This window comes from Nocardia sp. AB354, assembly GCF_049538315.1.
Taxonomy (GTDB): domain Bacteria; phylum Actinomycetota; class Actinomycetes; order Mycobacteriales; family Mycobacteriaceae; genus Nocardia; species Nocardia nova.
Genome location: NZ_JBMVFU010000010.1, coordinates 160,304 through 184,400 on the forward strand (window position 1 = coordinate 160,304; position 24,097 = coordinate 184,400).

Below are 24,097 nucleotides of genomic sequence, written 5' to 3' on the forward strand. Positions count from 1 at the left end.
AATCGTGAGGCGGCCCGAATACGGGCGTTGATCCCGCCGAGTGGGGCCGATGGTCACCGGCGCGCCGGGCTACTCCGCCGGAGTCCTCGAATGCAGTTTGGTGGCGTAGACCGCTGCCTGGGTGCGGCGCTGCATACCCAGTTTGGCCAGCAGCCGCGAGACGTAGTTCTTGACGGTCTTCTCGGCGAGGAACATGCGGTCGGCGATCTCGCGATTGGTGAGGCCCTCGCCGAGCAGATCGAGCAGTTTGCGTTCCTGCTCGGTCAGCGTCGCCAGCGGGCCGTCGGGCTCGGTGCCGTGGCGCAGCTGCTCCATCAGTGCGGCGGCGGCGCGGTTGTCCAGCAGCGATTTACCGGCGCCGACGTCCTTCACCGCGCGGGCCAGTTCCATGCCCTTGATGTCCTTGACCACATAACCGCTGGCACCGGCCAGAATCGCGTCGAGCATGGCGTGCTCGTCGGTGAAGGAGGTGAGGATCAGGCAGCGCAGCCCGTCGACCTTGGACAGCAGCTCCCGGCACAGTTCGATGCCGTTGCCGTCGGGAAGGCGGACATCGAGCACCGCGACATCGGGGCGCAGCGCGGGAATGCGGGCGAGGGCCTGGGACACCGATCCCGCCTCGCCGACGACCGACAACTCCGGGTCGCCGTCGAGCAGGTCACTCAGCCCGCGACGGACGATTTCGTGGTCGTCGACCAGGAACACCTTGATCATGGCGAGTGCGTCCAATCGAAGTAGCGATGAATGTACTCACCATAATCGCCTGATCAGTGCCTCAGCATGGACGAAAGTCCCTTTCCTGGTTGCTGAGACCGTTGCGAGGCCGTTGCCGAGACCTGAGCGTCGACCTACGCCTCGCCGGGCACGGTCGCGGCCGTCCCGTTGAGCTCGCTGCCGAGCAGCACCGCGCGCAGCGGCTCGGGCACCACGGCGAGTACATGGTCGAGATGCCCGGGGGAGAACACATCGGACAGCGCGATCGTCACCGCACCGATCAGCGCCACCGCCTCGTCGGGGGATACGCCCGCCTCTTGGGCGAACGCGTCGACGAAGGTCGTGACGTCGTGGTGCACCGGCACATGGGCGGGCACCCAGCCCTCGTAGAAGATGCCGCGGAGCAATTCGGGCAGCTGGGCGCTGAAATGCGCGGCGACGGGAACGTCGAGGCGATCACGCACGGTGTGCAGCCAGGCGCGCAGCGCACGCAGCGCGAAGGTGCGGTCCTCGGTGGCCAGCCGGTCGGCGACGGTTCGCAACCACGTGTGGGCGGTGTTCAGGGCCGGCGCGAACGGATCATCGTGGTAGGTCATGAGTATCGGCTTTCGACGAGAGGGTCGGTGGCGCCGGCGTACCGGATGGTTCCGGTGCGCCGAGGAGACGGATACCGGTCACGATGGTGGGTTCGATCTCGACGACCGCATCCATGGTCGCCGCTATCCATGGTCGCAGCAGCCGCTCGTATCGCGCCACGCGGTACGGATCGGCGACCGGCCGCGCCAGGCCGGTCACCACGACCGACCAGCCGGTGCGGGTGCCGGGGTCGATCTCGTCGGCCTCGTAGGCGACGACCACTCCGGGATCGGCCCGGATCGCCGAGGTGAGCCGGGACGTGAGCCGGGTGCGCACGACCACGCGCCCGTCGTCTTCGACGAAATGGTTGACCGGGCGAATGGCCGGCAGTGCGTCGCGCGTGAAAACAACTCGGCCGTAAGCGATTCCGGCCAGCAGCCGCATCGCCTCGGCGCGGTCGAGGGCGACTGTGGAGTTGGGTGCGCCGTCGTCGGTGCGGTCGGGCGGAATCACGATGCGGTACCTCTCGAGAGCTGAGCGTCCGGTCTGTCCATGCCACCACCGCGCGGGCGGTGCTGGTAGGGGCGAAGGTCCACCACTGAGAGGCCTTCGCGGATCATCGCCGCGAGGTGATGAATCCGTAGTGACCGTCGTAGCGGTGATAGAACACGCAGCCGCGGTCGAGTTCGCGATCGCGGTAGAAGAGGAACGGCGAACCGCTCAACTGCAGCCGGGCCAGGGCCTCCGCCCGGTCGAGAACCGGGGCCGGCGCATCGGCGACGGTGAGCGGCAGATTCGCCGAATCGGCGGTCGCCGCGCGCTCGTCGAGCCGAGTCAGCCGATAGTGCCCGCCGGTGGTGCGCGCGAGCACGCTTTCGGTCTCCGCGCCGGACTCGGCGAACAACCAGAAGTCGTAATCCATCAGCGCCATATCGGCCGCGGCCTCCGCCGCCGTGCGGTCGAGCAGATGAAAACACTTGGTGCGCACGATCTTCCGCTGCGTGACCGGGCGGAGATAGAGTAGTGTGGCGGCCGGTGGTTCACACCGCTGTCGCTGTGTCGCGCCACCGCCGATCGGCATGCGCAGCCGGGCGCGCGTCCGTGTCTGCAGCAGATCCACCGCGTCGCGCGCCGTTGCCCCCGTCACCTGCACTCGCAGCGCTCGCTCCGCGACGATGTCCGCCTGTGCCACGAACGGATTCGCCAGCGCCGACTCGCGATGGTCGGCCAGGCGGACCCGGATCGACGCCACCGGCGACGGTGCACAGCGCGCGGCGTCGCCGATGCGCCGTCGCGCATACTCACCGAACATGCTGGGGACTCGGTCACCGAGCCGGATGTCGACGGTGGGCAGGTCGTACCCGGGGCCCTGGACGTCGGATTCGGCGCGGCGGACGGTGCCGCGCCGAGCGCCCGGCGCGGTGCTCGCGAAGTTCATGGTCACGCTCCTTCGCGTCGATACCACCGCATTCCCGGTGCTGCCGGACAGGGCCGAAGGTCACCGGCCGCCGGGCGTTGTGCTGCGGCGCATCAGGCGTCGACGGCGGGTTCGGTGGTGTCCGGCGGCCCGGAATAGGGGCTCTGCATCGCGGCGAAGCCGGGCGTGGAGGCCACGGTGACGAGTGCGTCGAACAGCTGTTTCCCTTCCCGGGGCCCGGGAATCTCCGTCAGTACCGGACCGGAGAAGCCGCGGCCGTCGATCACGACGATGGGGCTCCCGCTCCGGTCTCCGAAGGCCTGCTGGCTGTGTCGGTGCGCGTCGGCGACGGACTCGTCCAGAGTCATATCCTCCGCGTCGTCGGCCAGGGCGGGGTCCATCCCGGCGCGGGTGAGCAAGGTTCGCATCGTCTCGTCGCTGATCGGTTCCCGGCGCGTGTGGGCCACGGTGCCGAACTCGTGATACAGCCGGGTGAATCCCTCGACGCCGTACAGTCGCGTCGCGGCGGCGAAGACCCGCCCGATCCGGCGGGATCGCTCGAGCATCGGGCGGTGATCGGCGTCCACCTCGTGCCCCTCGTTGAGGACGGCGAGACTCATCTGCCGCAGGGTGACGCGAGCGCCGGCATCCGCGGCCGCCGTTTGCAGCCAGCGGGCGGTCACCCAGCTGAACGGGCAGACCGGGTCCACGTACAGGGCGATATCCGTCATGTCGTCTCCTTTCGCATCCATGGCCGGTGTACCCGCCTGTGGGCAAGCGCACCTTTGCGTCCTGTATACCCCCTGGGGTATGTTGTCCGCTATACAAAATATACCCCCTGGGGTATCGAAGGGAGGCGTGATGACCGAATCGCAGGTCGTGTCACCGCCGGCGGCCACCACGCGTGGCTCCGGCGGGATGCTGGGCCGGTTGGGGGCCGCCATGGCCGGCCACACCCGGATAGTGTTCGGGGTCTGGCTGCTCGTGCTGGTCGCGCTCGGAGCCGCGGCGCCGAGCGTGTTCAATTCCCTCGCGGGCGCCGGCTGGCAGGCCAACGGGTCGGATTCGGTGCGGGTGCGCGAGTTGGCGCAGCAGCACTTCGGCGGCAATTCGTCGGCCGCGGTGCAGGTCGTGGTGCACTCCGACACCCGGACCGTCGAGAGTCCGGAAGTGCAGTCGGTGCTCGGCCGGATGACCGCGATCTTCGCCGGTGATTCCCGATTCGGCGAGGTGGTGGCGCCCCAGCCGGGGATGTCGATCAGCCCCGACGGGCATACGGGAATCCTCATCGCCGGCGCCGCGGCCTCGACCGATGACATGGTGAAGGCGGTCGATGCGCACAAGGACGCGCTGACGGCGTTGTCGGGCAACGGAGTCGAGGTCTATCCCACCGGCGCGTCGGCGTTGTGGAGCGACTTCAACAAGGCCAATCACGATGCGATGTTGAAGGCCGAGATGTTCTCCTGGCCGGTGACTCTCGCTATCATGGTGGTCGCCTTCGGCTCGCTGGTGGCGGCCGGACTGCCGTTGCTGCTCACTCTGGCCGGCTTGATCGCCTCGGCCGGTGGGCTGGTGCTGCTCAACCACGTGACGCCGATTTCGGTGTGGGCCATGAACTTCGCGATGATGTTCGCCCTGGCGCTGGGCATCGACTACGCCCTGTTCATCGTCGCCCGCTTCCGCGGCGCGCTCGCGGCGAGTTCCGATCCACGCGCGGCGGTGGCCGAGACCATGAGCACGGCGGGTAAGGCCGTGGTGCTGTCCGGGCTGACGGTGCTGGTGAGCCTGTCGGCGGTGCTGATCGTGCCGGCTCCGGCGGTGCGGACGATGGCCGTCGGAATCATGTTCGCGGTGGCGTTCGTGCTGCTGGCGACGCTGACCCTGTTGCCGGCCGCGCTGGGCGCGCTGGGTGGCCGGATCAATGCCGGGTCGCTGCCTCGCATCGGCCGCCAGCATCACCGCTCACCGCGGTTCGCGGCCTGGGGCCGGATCCTGCACGACCGGCCGTGGCCGTTCGCGATCGCCGCACTGCTGGTCCTGACCGCGCTCGCGATCCCGGTGACCGGATTGAAGGTCGCGATGCCGTCGATCCAGGTCGTGCCCTCGGACGCGCCGGTTCGTCAGGGCTACGAACTGGTGCAGGCACAGATGGGCGAAGGCGCTCCCGGAATGTTGCAGATCATCGCGCCCGCAACGGAATCCGGTGCGGTGGCGAACGCCGCCTCGGCGGTCGACGGCATCGCGATGGTCACCCCGCCGCAACTGTCCCGCGACGGAAGCGGACTGGCCATGATGCAGGCGCTGCCGAACGTCGACCCCTCCGACGGGCGGATGACAACGATCCTCGATCATCTGCGAGACCGGCTGCCGGCCGGAGCGCTGGTGGGCGGTGCGCCCGCGGAGAATCTGGATCTGCAGCACGCTCTGAACCACTACTTCCCGATCATCGTGGGAATCATCCTGGTGCTGGGCTTCGCCCTGCTGCTGGTGGCATTGCAGGCTCCGCTGATCGCGGCGCTGGGCACGGTGGTGAGTCTGCTGTCGACGGCCGCGGCGTTCGGAGTGGCGAAACTGATCTTCCAGGACGGGCACGGGGCCGGCCTGCTCGGTTTCACCCCGCAGGGATTCCTCGACGGCTGGGGTCCGGTGTTCTTCTTCGCGATGATCTTCGCCATCGCGATGGACTACACGGTCTTCCTGCTGGCGACGGCGAAGGAGCATTACGAGCGCTCCGGCGATCCGAGTCACGCCCTGGTGGACGGACTGGCCCATTCCGGCCGGGTGATCTTCGCGGCCGCGGCGGTCATGGTGGCGGTGTTCTTCACCTTCTCGCTCGCCGATCCGCTGCCGCCCAAGGAGATGGGCATCATCCTCGGCGTGGCTGTGTTGCTGGACGCCGTCGCGGTGCGACTGGTGCTGCTGCCGGTCCTGCTGCGGCTGACCGGGCATCGTGCCTGGGCATCGCCGCGGTGGTTGCGCCGGATGCTGCCGTCGATCAGCTTCGCGCATGACTGACGCCACAACCCTCCGGCATACCCCCAGGGGTATGCTGGAGGGGTAGGCGACGAGAGGACGGACAGCCATGGTCGGCAACGAGGAAACGATCGCACAGGTACTCAACCGGTTGCGCCGCGCCCAGGGGCAACTGGGCGGTGTCATCGCCATGATCGAGCAGGGACGCGACTGCAAGGACGTCGTCACCCAGCTCGCGGCCGTGTCGCGGGCCCTGGACCGGGCCGGATTCAAGATCGTCGCGACCGGCCTGCGTGAATGCCTCACCGGCGAGAGCGCCGACGGCGCCGAACCGATGAGCGAAGCCGAACTCGAGAAACTGTTTCTCGCCCTCGCCTGAAAAGCGAAGGCGCCCAACCTATCCGGAAGTGAACGCATGCCGAACCTACCTCGCCACCAAGGCTGGTCCATCGCCCGCGTCGTCCCGCTGCTGGCCGGCACCATCGTGCTGATCAGTGTGGTCGCGGCTGCGGCATGGTCGGGTTGGTGGCTCGTTCTCACCGGGTTCGTCGGCGCGAATCTGCTGCTGTACGGCGTTGCGGGCTGGTGCCCGGCGACCCTGCTGCTACGGCGGCTGGGCCTGCCGGCCACGGCCGGTTGCGCCGTTTCGCGGACCTGACCCGGTTCACCACCCCCCATCGAAAGGAAAGCGGGCGATCATGAATCTGGCGATTTCCACCACGCTGCACACCGACCGGTTCGACGAGGCCGTGGAACGGACGCGGGCCGCACTGGCCGAGCAGGGTTTCGGAGTGCTGACCGAGATCGATATGGCTGCGACCCTCAAGGCCAAACTCGGCGAAGACATGGAGGACTACCGCATCCTCGGAGCGTGCAACCCGCCGCTGGCGCATCGCGCGGTCGGCGTCGACCGCCGCATCGGATTGCTGTTGCCCTGCAATGTGATCGTGCGGCGCGACCCCGACGATGCGGGCGTCGTCATCGTCGAGGCGATGGATCCCGAGGTCATGGTGCAGGTCACCGGCGATTCGGACCTGGAACCGATCGCGACCGAGGCCGCCGCGAAACTCCGCGGCGCCATCGACGCTCTCACCCGGGCCTGACGGCCTCTGCCCGGCGCCCGCGGACCGGCCGGATCCGAAGCGTCAAATCGACCGGTCCAGCGCGGACCAATCGAAGGTCCCGTCCGTGATGCTGCGCGACAGCGTCGTCAGGGCCATCCCGTGCTCGCGGGCGTGTGCCTGGAGCAGAGCGGCGGCCCGGTCGGTATCGGTATCCAGCCGTCCGGCCGCCATGCCGACGGCGTGCTCGTACCGGACGCGTTCGTCGAAGGCGGCGAGGACGCGCCCGGCCAGCATGTCCGACCGGGCCTCGTCGCTGTCCTGGCACAGCGACAGCGTCGTCAGATCGGCCACCGTCTGCACCACGGCACGGTGGTCCTCGCCGAATTCGGTCGGCTCGCGGTAGAACAGGGCCAGACTGCCGACCGGCCGGGTCCCCAAGATCATGGGCGCCGCGCAGATAGCCCGGTATCCGACGGCCGGCGCATCCTGCGACAGGGCCGGCCACCTGTCGTCGTCGCCGACGTTCTCGACGCCGACCATCCGCAGGGACGCCATACTGCGGCTCCACGGGCCGTCGTCGGCGTGATTCTCCAGCAGCCGGACCAGATCTCGGTGCTCGTCGGGCGCCGTGAGCACCCGTACGACACCGCGAGGGTCGAGGACGACCACAGCCGTGGCGGCCGCGTTCAACACGTCGGAGCACAGGCGGGTGACCATCGGAAGCGTGTCCGCGAACCGGGCGTCGCGAACGAGGTCGGCGGTGATCCGCGCCAGCGGGCGGGCCAACCGTTGCCGCACGGCGCTCTGCTCGGTCACAGGGGTAAGCTTACGATCCTGTCGCGGGGGTCGGGAGTCACCGGTCATTCGCTCGCTCCGTCGAGATCGACGCGTCGTTCCAGGACACTTCGCGCCACGTCGAGCAGCGGACTGTTCGTAGCGAAGGCGAACGCACGCAGGCGCAGAAATGCCTCGTCCAGAGGAATGCCCATTCGAGCGGCGACCACTCCTGTCGCCATATTGACGTCCCGATGTGTGGTCGCGATCGGCACGGCTCCCGGCGCGCGCGCGACGAGACCCTCCAGCAGGGTGTAACTGATCAGATCGGCGAGCAGCGTCGCATCGATCTCGGCGCGAGCCGGTACGTCGCCGGGCTCGCATCGATACAGGTCCAGGGCGCCGATCCGGATACCGCCGACCCGCAGAGGTAACGCGACGACCGCGCACAACCCGAGCCGCGCCACCTCGTTCGCATACATCGGCCACCGCTCGAAATCTCTCGTCCCGGCACGCGCCCGCACGGTGTCACCGGTGGTGAACGCCGTGAAACCGGGACCTTCCCCGAGCACCATCTCGACGTCCTCGATCTGTTCGGCGACCGAATCGCTGGAGCCGATGACCTCGACGACCGCACCGGCGGAATGCAATGCGACCGCGACGGAATCGACCCCCGTCAGCACGTCGCGACATGCCACACAGACTTGATATCCCCAATCGTCGGCGCGGCGCGGGCGGCCGATCGCGGCCACCGCCGCCTCCAGTCGGCCCCCAGATCGCTCGTCCACCGGTACTTCCTGGCTCCCCACCATACTGTTCGCGCTGACGAATCGACGTTTCCGGGCTCGGGGTGCGCCGACCGTGCCTGTGCACCCGAGACTAGTCACCCGGCGCCGCGGTGCCGACCGTTCTCCGGCACCGGTTCCCTTTCGGTGACCCAAGGCTCCATGTCGACGACGGCCGCCCGGGACCAAGGACTCTTCTTCGGCGGTGACGTCCGTTATCTTTCGAGCTCATGAATCTCGAGACGCCGGCCGACCTGCGCCGCCGGCTCGGTCTCGGCGACGCGGTGGTGATCGGGCTCGGTTCGATGATCAGGGCGGGTATCTTCGCCGCGCTCGGCCCGGCCGCCGCCGCGGCCGGATCGGGATTGCTGATCGGCCTGGCGATCGCGGCCGTCGTCGCCTACTGCAACGCCACCTCCTCGGCGCGGCTGGCCGCGCGCTATCCCGCCTCCGGCGGAACCTACGTCTACGGCCGGGAACGCCTGGGGGAGTTCTGGGGTTACCTCGCCGGCTGGGGCTTCGTCGTCGGTAAGACCGCCTCGTGCGCGGGGATGCCACTCACGGTCGGTGCCTACGCCTGGCCCGATCATGCGCACGCGGTGGCCGTCGCGTCGGTGGTCGCGGGTGGTCGCGCTGACGGCGGTGAACTATCGGGGCGTGCAGAAGTCGGCGCTGCTGACCCGGATCGTCGTCGCGCTGGGCGATCTACCTCGCGCGCCGGTCTCGCGCGCGGTAGCGCCGGTCAGCCCGCGCCGTCGGTGACGCGCAGGATCTCGTGCAGCGGAAGCCGCGGCGTCGGCTCCGGGTGCGGTTGGTTCTCCGGAGCCCGCCCGACGCGAATCAGTACCTGCGGGAACGCATTCCGGCCGATCAGCCGCGTGACGACGCTGCGACTGCGCGGAACCTCCGTGAGATGGGTGAGCGGACAGGTGGCGTAGCCGGCGAGGGTGCATTCGAGCAGGACGGTGGACAGCACCCGCCCGCAGGCCAGCCATTCGGCGGGGCTGTCGCCGTAGGTCGACAGCACGAGGATCTTCGACCGGTCGGCGCGCACCTCGGTGCGGCGTGGTTCGCCGGTGACCGTGGGCAACCTCCGCCCGACGTCGACGCGCCCGCGTTCCTCCTCGCTCACCAGCGCGTCGCGGGGGACGCCCGTATCTGCCACCACATGCCCTGTCCACCAATGCAATTCGGCGTGATAGTCGGCGTCGTAGCGGCGCACCGAAGCGGTCAGCTCCGAGGCCCGGGCCAGTTCGGCGCGGCTGTCGTCGGGCAGGACGTCGACGATGGCGTCCTCGGGGTCGAACACCGTGCGCAGGACGGTCTCGAACGGCTCCCAGCCCTCCGGTTCGTCGAACGGGAGCCGGTCGGTGTACCGGCGCGCCATGGCGTCGACGCGTTCGCGGTCACCGTCGGTGATGTACGGCGAGGGCTCGAAGCGCACATCGGCGAGGTGGGTGCGGTCGTTGGGGTTCGGGAAGGTCGCCACGATCGTGCGCCACCCCTGGGCGGCCATCGCCGCGCGCAGGTGGTCGAGCACGATGCCGCAGCTGATCACGAGCTGTCGGCCGGTGCTGTCGGTGGTCGGCAACATGCGCTCGTGCACGCTGAACAGCCGCAGTTGGGCACCGTCGAACGTCCACCGCCACGGCTGGCTGTTGTGCAGCGACGGCGCACGGCCGGCCATCCGGACCGCTGTCTCGACGACGTCGCGTGTGGGCACTGTGTTCATATGTCGACGGTAGGTTCGCGCCGCGCGTGGCGGAGGGGCCGTTGGTCCCGAGGTACCGCGACCATGGTCCGCGCCGGCGACCTCACGGCTGCCGGTCCTCGCCATCGTGCACGCACCGTTCGAGCAGCAGCCGGCGCTCGGCGGCGGCCACCGTGCGGCGGGCGTTGCGGACCGCGTCCGGGGTGACCGAAATCGAGGTGATCCCCGCCGCGACGAGATGTTCGGCGAACTCGGGCCGGGTGGACGGGGCCTGCCCGCACAGCGACGACGTGATGCCCAGTTCGCGTGCGGAGGTGACGATGCGCCGGATGGCGTGCAGGACGGCCGGATCCGATTCGTCGAACAGTTCGGCGCATTCCTCGGAATCGCGGTCCACACCGAGGATCAGCTGGGTGAGATCGTTGCTCCCGATCGATACCCCGTCGATCCCGAGCCGCACGTATTCGGGCAGCCAGTGCACGACCGACGGCACCTCGGCCATGATCCACCGGTGCATGCTCCGGTCGTGGCCCAGCGGCGAGGCGTCCACCAGCTCCAGGCACGCGGCCAGCTCCCAGCGGGTGCGAACGAACGGGATCATCAGATGCAGATTCGGGGTGTATTCGCGCACGCGTGCCAGCGCCGCCAGTTCGAGCCGGAACACGTCCGGTTCGTGGACGTAGCGATAGCAGCCGCGGTAGCCGATCATCGGGTTGCGTTCGTTCGGCTCGAAACCCTCGCCGCCGGTGAGCGTGCGAAATTCGTTGCTGCGCAGGTCCGTCGCGCGGTAGACGACCGGCCGCGGGGCGAAGGCCACGGCGATGCGCCGCAGGGATTCGGCCAGGGTGGAGACGAACTCGTTCTCGTCGCCGGCGGCGATCACCGCGCGGGGATGGCGGCCGCCCAGCGCGCGCGTCAAGAGGGTTTCAGCGCGTAGCAGGCCGACGCCGTCGACATCGGAATCGGCGACGCGCTCGGCGATTTCGGGCAGAGCGAGATTGACATAGATCTTCGTTCCGGTGGTTTCGGTCACCGAAACCACCGCCGGCGCGGTGGTGGCCGCGGCGGGCGCGGAGACGGCCGCTGTCGCGGCGGTCTGCTCGTCCGGGCTGTCCGCCCGAATCCGGCCGGCCTTGGCGTCCACGACGATGCGCTGACCGTCGTGCAGGGATGTGGTGGCGGTGCGCGCGCCGACGATGCAGGGGATGCCCAGTTCGCGGGCCACGATCGCGGCGTGACAGGTCATGCCGCCGCTGTCGGTGACCAAGGCCGCCGCCCGCGAAATGGTCGGCAGCCAGTCCGGATTCGTCATCGGCGCGACCAGGACCTCGCCGTCGCGCAATGCCGATCCCTCGGCGGGTGAGTGCAGGATGCGCACGGCGCCGCGAGCCCGTCCGGGAGCCGCCGGCAGGCCCTGCAGCAGCACGGCGGCGGGCGTCGGTTCCGTTGTCGCCGAGGGTAATTCGTCGGGCAGGGTGGTGATCGGCCGCGACTGCACCAGCCACAGCCGCTGGTCGTCGAAGGCCCACTCGACATCCTGCGGACTGCCGTAGTGCTGCTGGACCTCGAGCGCCAGGCGCGCGACCGCGGTGGCCTCGTCGGTGGTCAGTACCGGCCGATGCGCTTCGTCGTCCGGGATGTCGACGCGGCGGTCACCGTCCTCGCCGGCGAAGATCGCGAAACTTTGCGCACCCCTGCGGGATTCCGTCAGCGTCGGGCCGTCCGCCGCGAACACGTAGGTGTCGGGCTCGACCGCACCGGATACCACCACCTCGCCCTGTCCGCGCGCGGCGTCGATGACGACGCGGTCGCGCCTGCCGGTGGTCGGGTCGGCGGTGAACGCCACGCCGGCGCACCGGACGGTCACCATCTGCTGCACGACCACCGCCATCTCCGGCCGCCGGTCCATGCCGCGGCGGGCGCGGTAGGTGAGAACGCGAGGAGTGAACAGGGAGGCCCAGCATTGCCGGACCGCCTCGAGCAGTTCGGCGTCGCCGCGAATATTGGTGCGCGAGAGGTTCATTCCGGCGAAGGAGGAATCGGCGCTGTCCTCGCCCACCGCCGAGGACCGGACCGCCACGCGCACCCGGTCGCCGAGCCGGTGGTAGGCGCCGACGATCGCCTCCTCGATAGCCCCGTCGATCCGGGTCTCGTGCACCAGGTCGCGCATGCGCGAACACAGTCGGTCGAGCTCGCCGCGGCCCGCGTCGTCGGTGGCGACGGCGCTGCGCAGCGCCTCGGCATGCAGCGAGTCGAGCTCGGACCCGTGCGGCCCGTCGGCGACGGCGGTCTCGTAGGTCGATCGCAGGATCACGAATCCCGGCGGCACCGGGAGTTTCGCGGCGACCATCTCACCGAGATTGGCCCCCTTCCCGCCCACTTGGCCATCATCGCTGAGCCGAATATCGTTCAGACTTGCCACGTAGTCGCCCATCACGGCTCCGATCTGCTGAAAGTGTCTCGATGCCCAGACTCGCGCGTCGCGGCGGCCGGGAACATGGTCGAAGGTCCTCGATCCGGCCGCCCACCGCCCCGGATCACAGACCGCTGGGGTAGGTGTCCGGTGTGCTCGCGGCGGTCCATCGGTGTGACGGTTCCAGCGGCCGCAGGGCGGTGGTCCGGTCGATGTGAATGATCGCGTCGTAGCGGTCGGCCGGCCGCGAGTGGAAGTAGTGGCTGTGCCGCTCGGTGGTCGGCTGATAGATCACGCCGATGGCGCGTTCGAGCCGCGGGTCGCGCAGCAGTTCGGTGGCTGCGCCGGCCGTATCGGTGCGGATCAGGAAGCTGTCGCGTCCGGTGTCGTGCAGCAGCTCCTCGACGCTGCTGCGCAGGGCCGGGCGGACGTCCTTGCACTCGGCGTCGCCGTCCCATTCACTCGCCGCGGTCACGGTGCCGTGGCTGGTGGTGAAACCGATGGTGCGGCAATCGTTTCCGTGGCGTTCGCGGACGAGCTGTCCCAGTGACAGCTGGCCCTCGGCGCCCATTTCCGTCGCGCGGGCGTCGCCGATATGGGAATTGTGCGCCCAGACCACCACTCGCGCGGGAGTGCCACCGCGCCCGAGGTGGCCGGCCAGCGCGTCGAGGGTGTCGGCCATATGCTCGTCGCGCAGATTCCACGACGACACCCGATCGCCGAACATCGCCCGGTAGTAGGCCTCGGCGTTGCGGACCGTCCACGCGTTGCGCAACGCGTCGAACGAGGCCTCGCCGTCGCCGGCCTGTCGATGCGCCGCGGCGTTGCGTTGCAGGTCGACCAGCTGCCGCACCACCTCGGCCTGACACGAATGGCCCGCACCGAACGCGGCGCCGAATCCGTAGGCCTGCCCGTCGTGGTCGCTGGTGCGATCGAAACAGGCGTAGCGGTGCTCGGCGCGCTGCGCCGCGGCGGGATCGACCTGCCGCAGATAGTCGATCACGTGCCGCATCGAACGGTGCATGCTGTACAGGTCGAGCCCGTAGAACCCGGCCTGCGGCGCACCGATCCGGCGCTGATAGTCGTTGTGCAGCCGCAACCAGCCCACGAAATCGCGGACCACGGTATTGCGCCACATCCAGGTGGGGAAGCGTTCGAACCCGCGCAGCGCGAGCGTGGGGGAGGAGTCGTCGATGCCGCGGACGAAGCGATCGACGAGGTGGGCGTCGGGCCAGTCGGCCTCGGCGGCGACCGCGGTGAACCCCTTCTCCGAGATGAGCCAGCGCGTGATGGCCGCGCGGGCGGCATAGAACTCGTGGGTGCCGTGCGAGCTCTCGCCGATCAGGACGAACCGGGCATCGCCGATGAGCTCGTCCAGCACGTGGTGCGGCGGCACGCCTTCGGGAGCCTCGATCGCGGCGGCATCGATCACGGCGGCGGGATCGGTGAGGGTGGCCGAATCGGTGCCGGTGGCCGCCGCGTCGACGGTCGGCGTCGTCAGTAGCTGCCGCACCTCGTCGTCACCGACCTGGGCGAAATCCCAGAACGACTCGCCGACAGCGAGGAACGGCGACGGCATGGTGGCACAGACCATCTCGTCCACCAGCGCGTCGAACTCCCGGCAGGTCGATTCGGGGGCGGCCGGCACCGCGACCACGATGCGGTCGGGCTCCCCCGCGCGAATCGCCTCCACCGCCGCGAACATGGTGGCTCCGGTCGCCAGACCGTCGTCGACGAGGATCACCGTGCGGCCGGCGATCGGCGCCGGTGGCCGGTCATCGCGATAGGCGCGTTCCCGCCGGGCCAGCTCCGCCGCCTCTTCTCGTGCGACGGATCGGATCTGTTCGGCGGTCACGTGCAGTCCGCGGATCGCATCGTCGTTGACGACGATCCGGCCGTCGGGTGCGAGGGCGCCGATGGCGAATTCCGGATGTCCCGGTGCCCCGAGTTTGCGGACGACGAGCGTGTCCAGTGGCGCGTGCAGGGCGGCGGCGACCTCCCAGGCCACCGGTACCCCACCGCGCGCGAGGCCGAGGACGACGACACCGGCGTGGTCGCGGTAGTGCTCGAGCAGTCCGGCCAGCACACGACCGGCCTCGCGGCGGTCGCGGAAGATCGGCTGCGAGGAATCACGCAGGACAGGTGCTGCCGTCATGGCTGTGGCCTCCGGGAGTGAGTAGTAGTGACCGGCGGATGGGAGGCGGGCGCGGGTCCCGGTCTCGCGGCGGCGCTGCCGGCGGGCAGGCCGAGCGCGGAGCGGTCGCAGGCGGTCGCCAGATCGGTGGCGGTGACGACGCCGGTCAGCCGGCCGGCCGGGTCGACCACCGTGATGGCATCGAGTTTGGGACGCAGCACGACCCGGGTGGCGACATCGGCGAGCAGATCGTCCTGTCCGACGATCGCGGCTGTGCGTAACGGACGTGCGACCGAGCGCAGAAAGGTCGTGTCACGAGCCGGTACGGCGGTCGTCGTGAGATCCGACCAGGCGACGACACCGATCGGATGGCCGACAGCGTCGACGACCGGAAATATGCTGTGCCCGGTCTGCGGTGCGCTGGAGGCCAGCAGCTGGGTGATCGTCCAGTCGCCCGGCACCGCCATCGGATTCGCGGTCATGACCTCGCGAACGGTGGTGTTGCCCAGCCGGTGCCGCAGCCCCGCTGCCGCGAGTTCGCTGTTGGCGGCGGTCTGCAGGAACCAGCCCAGCAGCATCAGCCACAGCCCGCCGAACTGGCGGAACACGATGATGTCGACGGCGCCCAGCACGACGAGCACGGTGCCGAGCAACCGGCCGCCTCGCGCGGCCACGGTGGTGGCGCGCAGCCGGTCGCCGGTCCGCCACCAGACGACGGCCCGCACCACCCGGCCGCCGTCGAGCGGCGCGCCGGGCAGCAGATTGAACAGTCCCAGAACGATATTCGTGGCCGCCAACCAGGCGAGCGCCGCGGTGACGGCGCTGTCGGGCCGCCCGCTGTCCACGGCCACCGCGACGGCCGCGAACAGTCCGCCGAGCACGAGACTCGTCGCCGGACCGGCGATCGCGATCCTGAAATCGCTGCGCGCGTCGGGCGGTTCGTCGCCGAGTTCGGACGCCCCGCCCAGCAGCCACAGCACGATGCGCTCGACCCGTACCCCGTCGCGCCGGGCGACGATCGAATGGGCCAGTTCGTGCGCGGTCAGGGAGGCGAACAGGGTCACCGCGGCGAGCGCCGCAACCGACCAGGTGAAGGCCGGGCTGCCGCTGCCGCGCAGCTGCACGCCGAGCAGCCAGACGAACAGCGCCACGGTGACCAGCACCGACCAGTGCGCGCCGATGCGGATACCCGCCACCCGGCCCAAAGGGATTGTCTCGTGCAACATCCGGCCACCTCGCTCCCGGTGTCATCACACCGGCCCGCGGAACATTTCGGTCGTCGCGCGACCGCCCGGGCCACACGCCGAGGCGCGTCGATGCGTCGAACCGGCGATCGGCGCGCCTACCGCCAGTCTGTGCCGGTGCCGGGCCCTGGGGGAGGGGCGAGATTCCCGGCCTCCCGGGACCAATGTCCCTCGAGGACGCCGAGCGCATCCGGGCCGGCGCCGACGTTCCGGCGTGGGGACCGACGGCCGGTCGGTGAGGTCTTTCGCCCCTGCCACCGGCCGGTCGCGTCGATCAGGCTGGATCGCGGACGCGGAAGTGAACCCGCGCCCGGAGGAGATGATCGAGATGGATATGCAATCGCCGATGATGCAAGCAATGCACGCCGTGATGATGTGGCTGGCCCAGATGGGGATCTGCCCGATGCCGATGCCGATGTGATCCGGTCGGGTCCGAGGAGAACGCAGATCCGTCGATGCAGTGAGGAATTACGGCGATGATGATGTGGTACGGCACCGGCCTGGGCGGTTGGGGTTACGGGTTGATGTTCGCGGGCATGGTGATCTTCTGGGTGCTGGTGGTCGTGGCGATCGTGGCCCTGCTCCGCTACGCCGGCCGGTCCGATACCGCCGCCCTCGACCGGGACGGCCGGGGTCCGTCCCCGCAACAGATCCTCGCCGAGCGCTTCGCCCGTGGTGAGATAGACGACGAGGAATACACCCGTCGAATGCGGACGCTCGGTCCCTAGCCGGCCCCCGCGCCGGACGCCGGCCCGGCGGCCGTGGATTGCAGGAGGCCGCCGTGGCGCGCGAGTTACCGTTCCGATCGCTGTACCGGCACGGATTCGTGCGCGTGGGCGTCGCCGTGCCCTCGATGCGGGTCGCCGATCCCGAATACAACGCCGAGCAGACACTGCTGCTGGCGCGGCGGGCCGCCGCCGACTCCGTGGTGCTCACGCTGTTTCCGGAACTCGGCCTCTCCGGCTACTCCGCCGAGGACCTGTTCCACCAGGAGGCGCTCGACGACGCGGTGCGAGCCGCCGTGGACCGCGTGGTCGCCGAGAGCGCGGACATCGACAGCGTGCTGATCGTCGGGGCTCCGCTTCGGGTGCGGGAGCGACTGTTCAACTGTGCGTTGATCATCGACCGCGGCCGCGTCCTGGGGGTCGTGCCGAAGAGCTACCTGCCGAATTTCCAGGAGTTCTACGAGAAGCGGCAGTTCTCCGCGGCCCGCGACGCCGTCGACGACCACACCACCGTGGCCGGGCAGCGGGTGCCCTTCGGCGCCGACCTGCTGTTCGAGGCGGTGAATCTGCCCGGATTGGTGCTGGCGGTCGAGATCTGCCAAGACGCGTGGGTTCCGTTGCCGCCCAATATCTTCGCGGCACTGGCCGGCGCCACGGTGCTGACCAATCTGTCGGCGAGCAATATCGTCGTCGGCAAGGCGGACTACCGCAGGGAACTGTGTGTGTCGACCTCGGCGCGCAATATCGCGGCCTATCTGTACACCGCGGCCGGGCAGGGCGAGTCCACCACGGATATGGCGTGGGACGGTCAGGCGCTGATCTGCGAGAACGGCAACCTGCTGGCCGAAAGTGAGCGCTTCGCCGCCGAACCGCAACTGGTCACCGCGGATATCGATCTGCAGCGGCTGGCCGCGGATCGGCTGCGGCTCAACAGTTTCACCGACAACGGTCACGATTTCCTCGAGCGGGTCACCCGATTCCGGCGGCTCGAATTCGAGGCGCCGATCCCGGACGGCGCACCACCGCTGCGTCGGGAGGTCCCGCGCTTTCCCTACGTCCCGGCCGATCCCGGCAGCCGCAACGCGCGCTGTGCCGAGGTCCATCACATCCAGGTCGCCGGGCTCGCCACGCGGCTGGCCGCCACCGGATCCCAGCACCTCGTGATCGGGGTGTCCGGTGGCCTCGATTCCACTCTCGCGCTCATCGTCGCGGCGCAGACCATGGACCGGTTGGGCCTGCCGCGGTCGAATGTGCTCGCCTACACCATGCCCGGCTTCGCCACGAGCACGCGGACGCTGGAGAACGCGCGCCGGCTGATGCGCGCCGTCGGGGCGAGCGCCGGCGAGATCGATATCCGGCCGTCGGCGATGCAGATGCTGCGCGATCTGGGTCATCCGGCGGCCGACGGCGCGCCCGTCTACGACATCACCTACGAGAACGTGCAGGCCGGAGAGCGCACCTCGCATCTGTTCCGCCTGGCGAATATGCATCACGGCATGGTCGTCGGGACCGGGGATCTGAGCGAATTGGCCTTGGGCTGGTGCACTTTCGGCGTCGGCGACCATATGTCGCACTACAGCGTGAACGCCTCGGTGCCCAAAACGCTGATCAAATATCTGATCGCCTGGACCGCCGACCGCGGTGAGCTCGGCCCGGAGGCGAGTGCGGTGCTGCACTCGGTCCTGGAGACCGAGATCTCACCGGAGCTGGTTCCCGGCGCGGCGCTGCAGAGTTCCGAGGCCACCGTGGGCCCGTACGAGTTGCAGGACTTCCACCTCTATCACCTGCTGCGGTTCGGATTCCGGCCCAGCCGCATCGCCTACCTCGCCGAGCGCGCCTGGGGTGACCGCACCCGCGGCGGCTGGCCGGACCTGATCCCCGAAGATCAGCGTCACGAATACGACCTCGCCACGATCAAGCACTGGCTGGCCGAATTCCTGCGCCGCTTCGTGCAGACCAGCCAGTTCAAACGATCGACCCTGCCGAATGCGCCCAAGGTCGGGTCCGGCGGATCGCTGTCGCCGCGCGGAGACTGGCGCGCGCCGAGCGACGCTCCCGCCGCGGCGTGGCTGGACGAACTCGCGCGCAACGTTCCCGACTGAGCGTTGTCCCCGGTGGCGTCGCCGCGACGGATGTCATCGCCGCTAGGGTCTTTCCGCCCTCCCCGTGACCGGGCGCCGCGCCGTTGACTGGAAGTCGAGCAGACGGACGGCACGGGAGACGGAGGCGCGATGAGCCGGAACGACGCGAGCCCGTACGACGCGGAAACCGCGACGCCGTCGCGATGGGCGCCGATCGAGAAGTCGGCGGCCGAGATCGCGGCCGCGACCCTTCCCGACTACGGCCGGGCGCGGCGTGACTTCTCCTGGTCCGCGGCCCGCTCCGAACTCGCCGGGCTACCCGGCGGCGGAGTCAACATCGCCGTCGAGGCCGTCGACCGGCACCTCGAGGCGCCGATCGGGCCGGCCCCGTCGTTGCGCTGGTTGCCGGTCACCGGTGGCGTGACCGAGCTCGACTGCGCGGACCTGGTCCGGTTGAGCAACAAGTTCGCCCACGTGCTGCGCGACCTCGGGGTGTATCGGGGTGAGCGGGTGTGCCTGCTGCTGGGACGCACTCCGGAGTTGTATCTCGCGTGCCTGGGCGCGTGGAAGGCCGGATGTGTCGTCTCCCCGCTGTTCTCGGCCTTCGGCCCCGAACCGGTGCGTCAGCGGCTGGACCTGGCCGAGGCGAGCACCCTGGTGACCACCGCGGCCCACTATCGCCGCAAGGTCGCGCCGATCCGCGACACACTGCCCGCACTCCGGCACGTCATCGTCGTCGACGGCGAGACCGACCTGCCCGGCGTGGTATCGCTGCCCGCGGCCATGGCCGCCGCCGACAGTGAATTCCCCATCGTGCGAACCCAATTCGAAGACCCCGCCCTCCTGCACTTCACCAGCGGAACCACCGGCCGTCCCAAGGGCGCGGTGCACGTGCACGGCGCCGTCGTGGCGCACCGGGCCACCGCGCGCGCCGCGCTGGACCTGCGCGGCGGCGACGTGTTCTGGTGCACCGCCGACCCGGGCTGGGTGACCGGCATGTCCTACGGGGTGATCGCGCCGTTGTGCCTCGGCGCCACGGTGATCAGCGACGAGGCGGAATTCGATCCGCAACGCTGGTACGACATCCTCACCGCGGAGCGGGTGTCCGTCTGGTACACCGCGCCCACCGCCCTGCGGATGCTGATGCGCCGTGGCGACGAGCTGCCGCCGAGCACGGATCTGTCGTGTCTGCGCTTCGTGGCCAGCGTCGGCGAGCCGCTCAATCCCGAAGTCGTGGTGTGGGGGCAGCGGGTGCTCGGGCACCCGGTGCACGACAACTGGTGGCAGACCGAAACCGGCGCCATCATGATCGCCAATATCGCTGCGGCACAGGTTCGTCCCGGTTCGATGGGGCGGCCACTGCCCGGCGTGGAGGCCACGATCCTGCGCCGCGGCGCAAGCGGGCGCGCGGCGATCACCGACGGCGACGTGACCGCCGCCGATACCGGGGAAGTGGGTGAGCTGGCACTGCGGGCGGGCTGGCCGTCGATGTTCCGCGGCTACCTGAACGACCCCGCTCGCTACGCGGACGCGTTCGCCGGCGGCTGGTACCTCACCGGCGATCTGGCCCGGCGCGACGGCGACGGTTACTTCTGGTTCGTCGGGCGCGCCGACGACGTCATCAAATCTGCCGGACATCTGGTCGGGCCGTTCGAGGTGGAAAGCGTTCTCATGTCACATCCCGCGGTCGCCGAGGCCGGTGTCATCGGAACCCCCGATCCGGTGGCCGGGGAGCTGGTCAAGGCATTCGTGGTGGTGCGCAAGGGTTTTCAGCCGAGTGACGACCTGCGTGACGAACTCACCGCGTTCGGCCGCCGCGCCCTGGGCGCGGTGGCTCCCAAACGTATCGACTTCGTCGACGCGCTGCCGCACACCCGCTCCGGGAAGGTGATGCGCCGGCTGTTGAAGGCCCACGAACTCGGATTGCCCGAGGGCGACGTATCGACCCTGGAGACGGTGCGATGAGCACGATCGAGACCGACGGCCACGCCCCGGCGCCGGCCGTGGCGACGCCCGGCGATGCCGCCGGAACGGATCGAAAGGCGCTGCTGCGGCAGATGATCCGGATCCGGCGCTTCGAGGAACGCTGTGTGCAGCTCTACAGCGCCGAGCGGATCCGCGGATTCCTGCACCTGTACGTCGGCGAGGAGGCGGTGGCCGCCGGACTGCTGAGCGAGATCGGCGGCGACGATGCGGTGGTCTCGACCTACCGCGAGCACGGTCACGCGCTGGCCCGCGGCATCCCCATGACCGACCTCATGGCCGAGATGTTCGGCCGCACCACCGGCTGTAGCCACGGCCGGGGCGGCTCGATGCATCTGTTCGACGCGCGGCGGCGCTTCTACGGCGGGAACGCGATCGTCGGCGGCGGACTGCCGATCGCGGTGGGCCTGGCACTGGCCGACGCCATGACCGGACGCGATCGGATCACGGTATGCCTGTTCGGTGACGGCGCGATGGCCGAGGGCGAATTCCACGAATGCATGAACCTGGCCGCGCTGTGGCGGCTGCCCGTGCTCTTCGCCTGCGAGAACAACCGCTACGCCATGGGCACCGCGCTGGCCCGCGAACACGCCGCGACCGACCTCGCGCTGCGCGCGACGGGCTACGGCCTGGCGGCCTGGCCGGTCGACGGCATGGACGCCACCGCCGTCGCCGCCGCGACCCGGCGCGCCGTCACCTCGATCCGGGCCGGAGGCGGCCCCTGCTTCCTGGAACTGCGCACCTATCGGTTCCGGGCGCATTCGCTCTACGACGCCGATCGATATCGCGACAAGGCCGAAATCGCGCGGTGGCGCGAACGCGATCCCCTCCGGCTGCTGACCGAACGGCTGCGCGACGCCGGAGAACTGACCGACGAGGACGTGCGGCGCTACGAGGCGCAGGCCGACGAGGAACTCGACGCCGCCATCGCCGCCGCCGAGGCCGCACCGGCCGAGCCGGTGTCCGAATTGACCCGGCACGTCTACGCGGAGCGGCCATGACCACCTATCGGGAGGCGATGCGGGATGCGTTGCGCGAGGCGCTGCTTCGCGACGAACGGGTCTTCCTCATGGGCGAGGATGTCGGCGCCTACGGCGGCTGCTTCGGCGTGAGCCGCGGACTGCTCGACGAATTCGGGCCCGAACGGATTCGCGATACGCCGCTGAGTGAATCGGCGTTCGTCGGCGCGGGGATCGGTGCGGCCCTGGCCGGCATGCGGCCCATCGTCGAGATCATGACCGTCAACTTCAGCCTGCTCGCGCTGGACCAGATACTCAACAATGCCGCCACGCTGCGGCACATGTCCGGCGGACAGCTCGGCGTGCCGCTGGTCATCCGGATGGCGACCGGTCCGGGCCGCCAGCTCGCCGCCCAGCACTCGCACAGCCTGGAGGCGTTCTACGCCCACATTCCCGGTCTGCGGGTGGTGTGCCCCGCCACCGTAGCCGACGCACGAGGCATGTTGTGGACCGCGCTGCAGGATCCGGACCCGGTGGTGATCTTCGAGCCGATCTCGTTGTACAACAGCGGATCCGAGCTGCCCGAGGACGCCGGTGCCGTCGATATCGACGCGGCGGCGATCCGGCGCGGCGGCACCGACGTCACCCTGGTCGCCTACGGCGCGACGGTGCCGGTGGCCCTGGCCGCCGCCGACCTCGCGGCAACCGAGGGTATCGCGGTCGACGTCGTCGATCTGCGCTCGCTGCGTCCGCTGGACGAGGCGACGGTGCTGGATTCGGTACGCCGCACCCATCGCCTCGTGATCGTGGACGAAGCCTGGCGCAGTGTCAGCATCGCCGCCGAGATCGCCGCTCGCGCAGCCGAATACGCCTACTACGACCTGGATGCGCCGATCGGCCGGGTATGCGGCGCCGAGGTGCCGATCCCGTACGCACGTCAACTGGAGGACGCCGCACTGCCGGACGCGTCCGGGGTGCTGGCCGCGATCCGGAAGGCGGTGGGATGACATGACCGAATTCCGGATGCCGTCGCTGGGCGCCGACATGACCGAGGGCACCGTGACGCACTGGTTCGTGCACCCCGGCGACCCGGTGAAACGCGGCGACATCGTCGCGGAGGTCGACACCACCAAGGCCGCGATCGAAATCGAATGCTTCGACGACGGTGTCATGGACGAGATCCGCGTGCCCGAGGGACGGACCGTTCCGGTGGGCGCCGTGCTGGCGACGATCACCGCCGGCGCCTCGAGCAGTGGGAACGGGAAGGTGGAGACCGTCCCGGAGGCGCGTGGCGAACCGGTGTCGTCCGTCGCGACCTCGGAATCGGCCGGACCGCCGGAATCGCGCGACCAGGCGGAATCGGTCGCGGCACCGTCTCCGGTCGCGGAACCCGCTCGGATGACACCCCTGATCCACCGGCTGGCCGAGGAGGCGGGACTGGATCCGGCGACTGTGCACGGCTCCGGGCCGGGTGGGCGGGTCCTGCGCGGTGATATCGAAGCCGCTGTCGCGCAGCATAATTCCGCGCCCGCGTCTGCGGCGGCGCCTGCACCCGCACCTGGGCGCGAGGCGGCGCCCGCACCCGCACCTGGGGAGGCGGCGCCCGCGTCCGCCTCCAGGCCCGCGCCCGCACCCGAGGAGGTGGACGCTGTCGCGCGGTCCGGGGCGCAGCCGGACGTCGCACGCGCCTCCGGTCTGGCGCGGCGACTCGCCGAAGCGCGGGGACTCGACCTGTCCGGGCTGTCCGGAACCGGTCCCGCCGGTGCCGTGCGCGCCCGCGACCTCCCGGCCGAGGGTGTCCCCGCACCCGCCGCGGCACAGCCATCGGAGGACGAGACGGTTCGCGCGGACACCGCCACCCCGCTCCCGGGCTCGCGCGACGCGGCGGCGATGCGCTCGGCGATCGCCGCGACGATGGCACGGTCCAAACGAACCGTGCCGCACTACTACCTGTCCGATGTCGTCGATGTCTCGGCGGCGGCCGACCGGCTGCGGGAGCGAAATGCCGGCGCGCCGCTCGCCGAGCGAATCGTGATGGCCGCCTTGTTGTTTCGCGCCGTGGCCGGGGCTGCCCGCCGGGTGCCGCAGCTCAACGGATATTGGATCGACGACGAGTTCCGTCCGGCGTCCGCGGTGCATCTCGGCGTCGTGGTGTCGCTGCGCGGCGGGGGCATCATCGTGCCGACGATTCCCGACGCCGACACCTTGGACGCGGCGGAGATGATGGCCGCGATGCGATCGGTGGTGCAGCGCGCCCGATCCGGCCGCCTGCGCTCCTCGGACGCGACCGCGGCCACCATCACGGTCACCAACCTCGGCGATCTCGGTGTGGAGTCGGTGTTCGGCGTGATCGCCGTGCCGCAGGTCGCGATCGTCGGACTGGGCGCCGTCACCGACCGGCCGTGCGCTGTCGACGGTTTGCTCGGTGTGCGGCCGCAGGTGACCGTCACCCTGTCGGCCGATCATCGCGCCAGCGACGGCGCGACCGGCGCCCGATTCCTGCACACCGTCGCCGACCTGCTGCATCAACCCGAGGAGTTGTGA

21 protein-coding genes and 1 pseudogene are annotated in these 24,097 nt (G+C 69.9%); 11 read left to right on the forward strand and 11 right to left on the reverse strand.

What is annotated here, in order from left to right; all coding sequences use genetic code 11:
* Positions 1-69: 69 nt before the first annotated feature.
* The 5 genes from ACPCUW_RS16885 to ACPCUW_RS16905 all read right to left on the reverse strand — a co-directional run bounded on the left by ACPCUW_RS16885 (position 70) and on the right by ACPCUW_RS16905 (position 3,438).
* Positions 70-714 (reverse strand): response regulator, encoded by a 645-nt coding sequence (locus ACPCUW_RS16885; RefSeq protein WP_030516389.1) that lies wholly within the window; start codon positions 712-714, stop codon positions 70-72.
* A gap of 134 nt (positions 715-848) precedes the next feature.
* The gene (locus tag ACPCUW_RS16890; RefSeq protein ID WP_064905351.1) at positions 849-1,310 is read right to left on the reverse strand and encodes a DUF2267 domain-containing protein; all 462 of its coding nucleotides are present in this window, start codon (positions 1,308-1,310) and stop codon (positions 849-851) included.
* Positions 1,294-1,803 carry a pyridoxamine 5'-phosphate oxidase family protein gene (locus ACPCUW_RS16895; RefSeq protein ID WP_064905349.1) on the reverse strand — a complete coding sequence of 170 codons (510 nt, stop codon included), beginning with the start codon at positions 1,801-1,803 and terminating at the stop codon, positions 1,294-1,296. The genes ACPCUW_RS16890 and ACPCUW_RS16895 overlap by 17 nt, the downstream gene beginning before the upstream one ends.
* Positions 1,804-1,906: 103 nt before the next feature.
* Complete coding sequence (locus ACPCUW_RS16900; protein WP_305780396.1) at positions 1,907-2,728, reverse strand: sigma 54 modulation/S30EA ribosomal C-terminal domain-containing protein; 822 nt, start codon at positions 2,726-2,728, stop codon at positions 1,907-1,909.
* A gap of 92 nt (positions 2,729-2,820) precedes the next feature.
* Positions 2,821-3,438 carry a DsbA family protein gene (locus tag ACPCUW_RS16905; protein ID WP_305780397.1) on the reverse strand — a complete coding sequence of 206 codons (618 nt, stop codon included), beginning with the start codon at positions 3,436-3,438 and terminating at the stop codon, positions 2,821-2,823.
* 130 nt (positions 3,439-3,568) lie between these two features.
* Here ACPCUW_RS16905 and ACPCUW_RS16910 point away from each other — a divergent pair, with 130 nt between their 5' ends.
* From ACPCUW_RS16910 to ACPCUW_RS16925, 4 genes are all read left to right on the forward strand, one after another.
* Entirely contained in the window at positions 3,569-5,722 is a 2,154-nt protein-coding gene (locus ACPCUW_RS16910) for an MMPL family transporter (protein ID WP_305780398.1), read from the forward strand.
* Positions 5,723-5,789: 67 nt separating this feature from the next.
* Positions 5,790-6,059, forward strand: a complete 270-nt coding sequence (locus tag ACPCUW_RS16915) for a metal-sensitive transcriptional regulator (RefSeq protein ID WP_030516394.1) — start codon at positions 5,790-5,792, stop codon at positions 6,057-6,059.
* A gap of 36 nt (positions 6,060-6,095) precedes the next feature.
* The gene (locus tag ACPCUW_RS16920) at positions 6,096-6,338 is read left to right on the forward strand and encodes a YgaP family membrane protein (protein WP_030516395.1); all 243 of its coding nucleotides are present in this window, start codon (positions 6,096-6,098) and stop codon (positions 6,336-6,338) included.
* A gap of 40 nt (positions 6,339-6,378) precedes the next feature.
* Positions 6,379-6,783, forward strand: coding sequence for a DUF302 domain-containing protein (locus ACPCUW_RS16925; protein ID WP_064905344.1), 405 nt, complete (start codon positions 6,379-6,381; stop codon positions 6,781-6,783).
* A gap of 42 nt (positions 6,784-6,825) precedes the next feature.
* On the opposite strand, the gene ACPCUW_RS16930 is transcribed toward ACPCUW_RS16925, so the two are convergent.
* Together ACPCUW_RS16930 and ACPCUW_RS16935 are read right to left on the reverse strand one after the other, a co-directional pair.
* Entirely contained in the window at positions 6,826-7,560 is a 735-nt protein-coding gene (locus ACPCUW_RS16930; protein ID WP_181068449.1) for a GAF domain-containing protein, read from the reverse strand.
* 44 nt (positions 7,561-7,604) lie between these two features.
* Positions 7,605-8,306 carry a GAF and ANTAR domain-containing protein gene (locus ACPCUW_RS16935; RefSeq protein WP_423425840.1) on the reverse strand — a complete coding sequence of 234 codons (702 nt, stop codon included), beginning with the start codon at positions 8,304-8,306 and terminating at the stop codon, positions 7,605-7,607.
* A 227-nt stretch (positions 8,307-8,533) separates the two neighbouring features.
* On the opposite strand from ACPCUW_RS16935, the pseudogene ACPCUW_RS16940 reads away from it, so the two are divergent.
* Positions 8,534-9,002: pseudogene (locus tag ACPCUW_RS16940) on the forward strand (APC family permease); the annotation flags it as partial.
* 43 nt (positions 9,003-9,045) lie between these two features.
* Here the strand turns inward: ACPCUW_RS16940 and ACPCUW_RS16945 are convergent.
* The 4 genes from ACPCUW_RS16945 to ACPCUW_RS16960 form a co-directional block, all read right to left on the reverse strand.
* Entirely contained in the window at positions 9,046-10,035 is a 990-nt protein-coding gene (locus ACPCUW_RS16945) for an Acg family FMN-binding oxidoreductase (protein WP_064905340.1), read from the reverse strand.
* Between the two features lie 82 nt (positions 10,036-10,117).
* Positions 10,118-12,448 carry a phosphoenolpyruvate synthase gene (gene ppsA / locus ACPCUW_RS16950; protein WP_423425842.1) on the reverse strand — a complete coding sequence of 777 codons (2,331 nt, stop codon included), beginning with the start codon at positions 12,446-12,448 and terminating at the stop codon, positions 10,118-10,120.
* 103 nt (positions 12,449-12,551) lie between these two features.
* Entirely contained in the window at positions 12,552-14,582 is a 2,031-nt protein-coding gene (locus ACPCUW_RS16955) for an erythromycin esterase family protein (protein WP_423425844.1), read from the reverse strand.
* A complete protein-coding gene (locus ACPCUW_RS16960) occupies positions 14,579-15,787 on the reverse strand; it encodes a site-2 protease family protein (RefSeq protein WP_218400788.1) in 1,209 nt (402 codons plus the stop codon). Before ACPCUW_RS16960 ends, ACPCUW_RS16955 begins: the two co-directional genes overlap by 4 nt.
* Positions 15,788-16,281: 494 nt before the next feature.
* On the opposite strand from ACPCUW_RS16960, the gene ACPCUW_RS16965 reads away from it, so the two are divergent.
* The 6 genes from ACPCUW_RS16965 to ACPCUW_RS16990 all read left to right on the forward strand — a co-directional run bounded on the left by ACPCUW_RS16965 (position 16,282) and on the right by ACPCUW_RS16990 (position 24,097).
* Entirely contained in the window at positions 16,282-16,533 is a 252-nt protein-coding gene (locus ACPCUW_RS16965) for an SHOCT domain-containing protein (protein WP_064905332.1), read from the forward strand.
* A gap of 53 nt (positions 16,534-16,586) precedes the next feature.
* Entirely contained in the window at positions 16,587-18,632 is a 2,046-nt protein-coding gene (locus ACPCUW_RS16970) for an NAD(+) synthase (RefSeq protein ID WP_423425845.1), read from the forward strand.
* 129 nt (positions 18,633-18,761) lie between these two features.
* Positions 18,762-20,576, forward strand: a complete 1,815-nt coding sequence (acsA, locus tag ACPCUW_RS16975; protein ID WP_064905330.1) for an acetate--CoA ligase — start codon at positions 18,762-18,764, stop codon at positions 20,574-20,576.
* Positions 20,573-21,595, forward strand: a complete 1,023-nt coding sequence (gene pdhA, locus ACPCUW_RS16980; RefSeq protein WP_423425847.1) for a pyruvate dehydrogenase (acetyl-transferring) E1 component subunit alpha — start codon at positions 20,573-20,575, stop codon at positions 21,593-21,595. Before acsA ends, pdhA begins: the two co-directional genes overlap by 4 nt.
* On the forward strand, positions 21,592-22,560 hold the full coding sequence (locus ACPCUW_RS16985) for an alpha-ketoacid dehydrogenase subunit beta (RefSeq protein ID WP_305780405.1): 969 nt from the start codon (positions 21,592-21,594) through the stop codon (positions 22,558-22,560). The genes pdhA and ACPCUW_RS16985 overlap by 4 nt, the downstream gene beginning before the upstream one ends.
* A 1-nt stretch (position 22,561) precedes the next feature.
* Positions 22,562-24,097, forward strand: a complete 1,536-nt coding sequence (locus ACPCUW_RS16990; protein ID WP_423425848.1) for a 2-oxo acid dehydrogenase subunit E2 — start codon at positions 22,562-22,564, stop codon at positions 24,095-24,097.

Bases quoted from the DNA above. Each gene is read 5' to 3' on its own strand.
- ACPCUW_RS16945 (WP_064905340.1), bottom strand. From the start codon at position 10,035: ATGAACACAGTGCCCACACGCGACGTCGTCGAGACAGCGGTCCGGATG.
- ACPCUW_RS16900 (WP_305780396.1), bottom strand. From the start codon at position 2,728: ATGAACTTCGCGAGCACCGCGCCGGGCGCTCGGCGCGGCACCGTCCGC.
- ACPCUW_RS16985 (WP_305780405.1), top strand. From the start codon at position 21,592: ATGACCACCTATCGGGAGGCGATGCGGGATGCGTTGCGCGAGGCGCTG.
- ACPCUW_RS16915 (WP_030516394.1), top strand. From the start codon at position 5,790: ATGGTCGGCAACGAGGAAACGATCGCACAGGTACTCAACCGGTTGCGC.
- ACPCUW_RS16990 (WP_423425848.1), top strand. From the start codon at position 22,562: ATGACCGAATTCCGGATGCCGTCGCTGGGCGCCGACATGACCGAGGGC.
- ACPCUW_RS16965 (WP_064905332.1), top strand. From the start codon at position 16,282: ATGATGATGTGGTACGGCACCGGCCTGGGCGGTTGGGGTTACGGGTTG.
- ACPCUW_RS16920 (WP_030516395.1), top strand. From the start codon at position 6,096: ATGCCGAACCTACCTCGCCACCAAGGCTGGTCCATCGCCCGCGTCGTC.
- acsA (WP_064905330.1), top strand. From the start codon at position 18,762: ATGAGCCGGAACGACGCGAGCCCGTACGACGCGGAAACCGCGACGCCG.
- ACPCUW_RS16910 (WP_305780398.1), top strand. From the start codon at position 3,569: ATGACCGAATCGCAGGTCGTGTCACCGCCGGCGGCCACCACGCGTGGC.
- ACPCUW_RS16955 (WP_423425844.1), bottom strand. From the start codon at position 14,582: ATGACGGCAGCACCTGTCCTGCGTGATTCCTCGCAGCCGATCTTCCGC.
- ppsA (WP_423425842.1), bottom strand. From the start codon at position 12,448: ATGGGCGACTACGTGGCAAGTCTGAACGATATTCGGCTCAGCGATGAT.
- ACPCUW_RS16960 (WP_218400788.1), bottom strand. From the start codon at position 15,787: ATGTTGCACGAGACAATCCCTTTGGGCCGGGTGGCGGGTATCCGCATC.
- ACPCUW_RS16925 (WP_064905344.1), top strand. From the start codon at position 6,379: ATGAATCTGGCGATTTCCACCACGCTGCACACCGACCGGTTCGACGAG.
- ACPCUW_RS16885 (WP_030516389.1), bottom strand. From the start codon at position 714: ATGATCAAGGTGTTCCTGGTCGACGACCACGAAATCGTCCGTCGCGGG.
- ACPCUW_RS16905 (WP_305780397.1), bottom strand. From the start codon at position 3,438: ATGACGGATATCGCCCTGTACGTGGACCCGGTCTGCCCGTTCAGCTGG.
- pdhA (WP_423425847.1), top strand. From the start codon at position 20,573: ATGAGCACGATCGAGACCGACGGCCACGCCCCGGCGCCGGCCGTGGCG.
- ACPCUW_RS16890 (WP_064905351.1), bottom strand. From the start codon at position 1,310: ATGACCTACCACGATGATCCGTTCGCGCCGGCCCTGAACACCGCCCAC.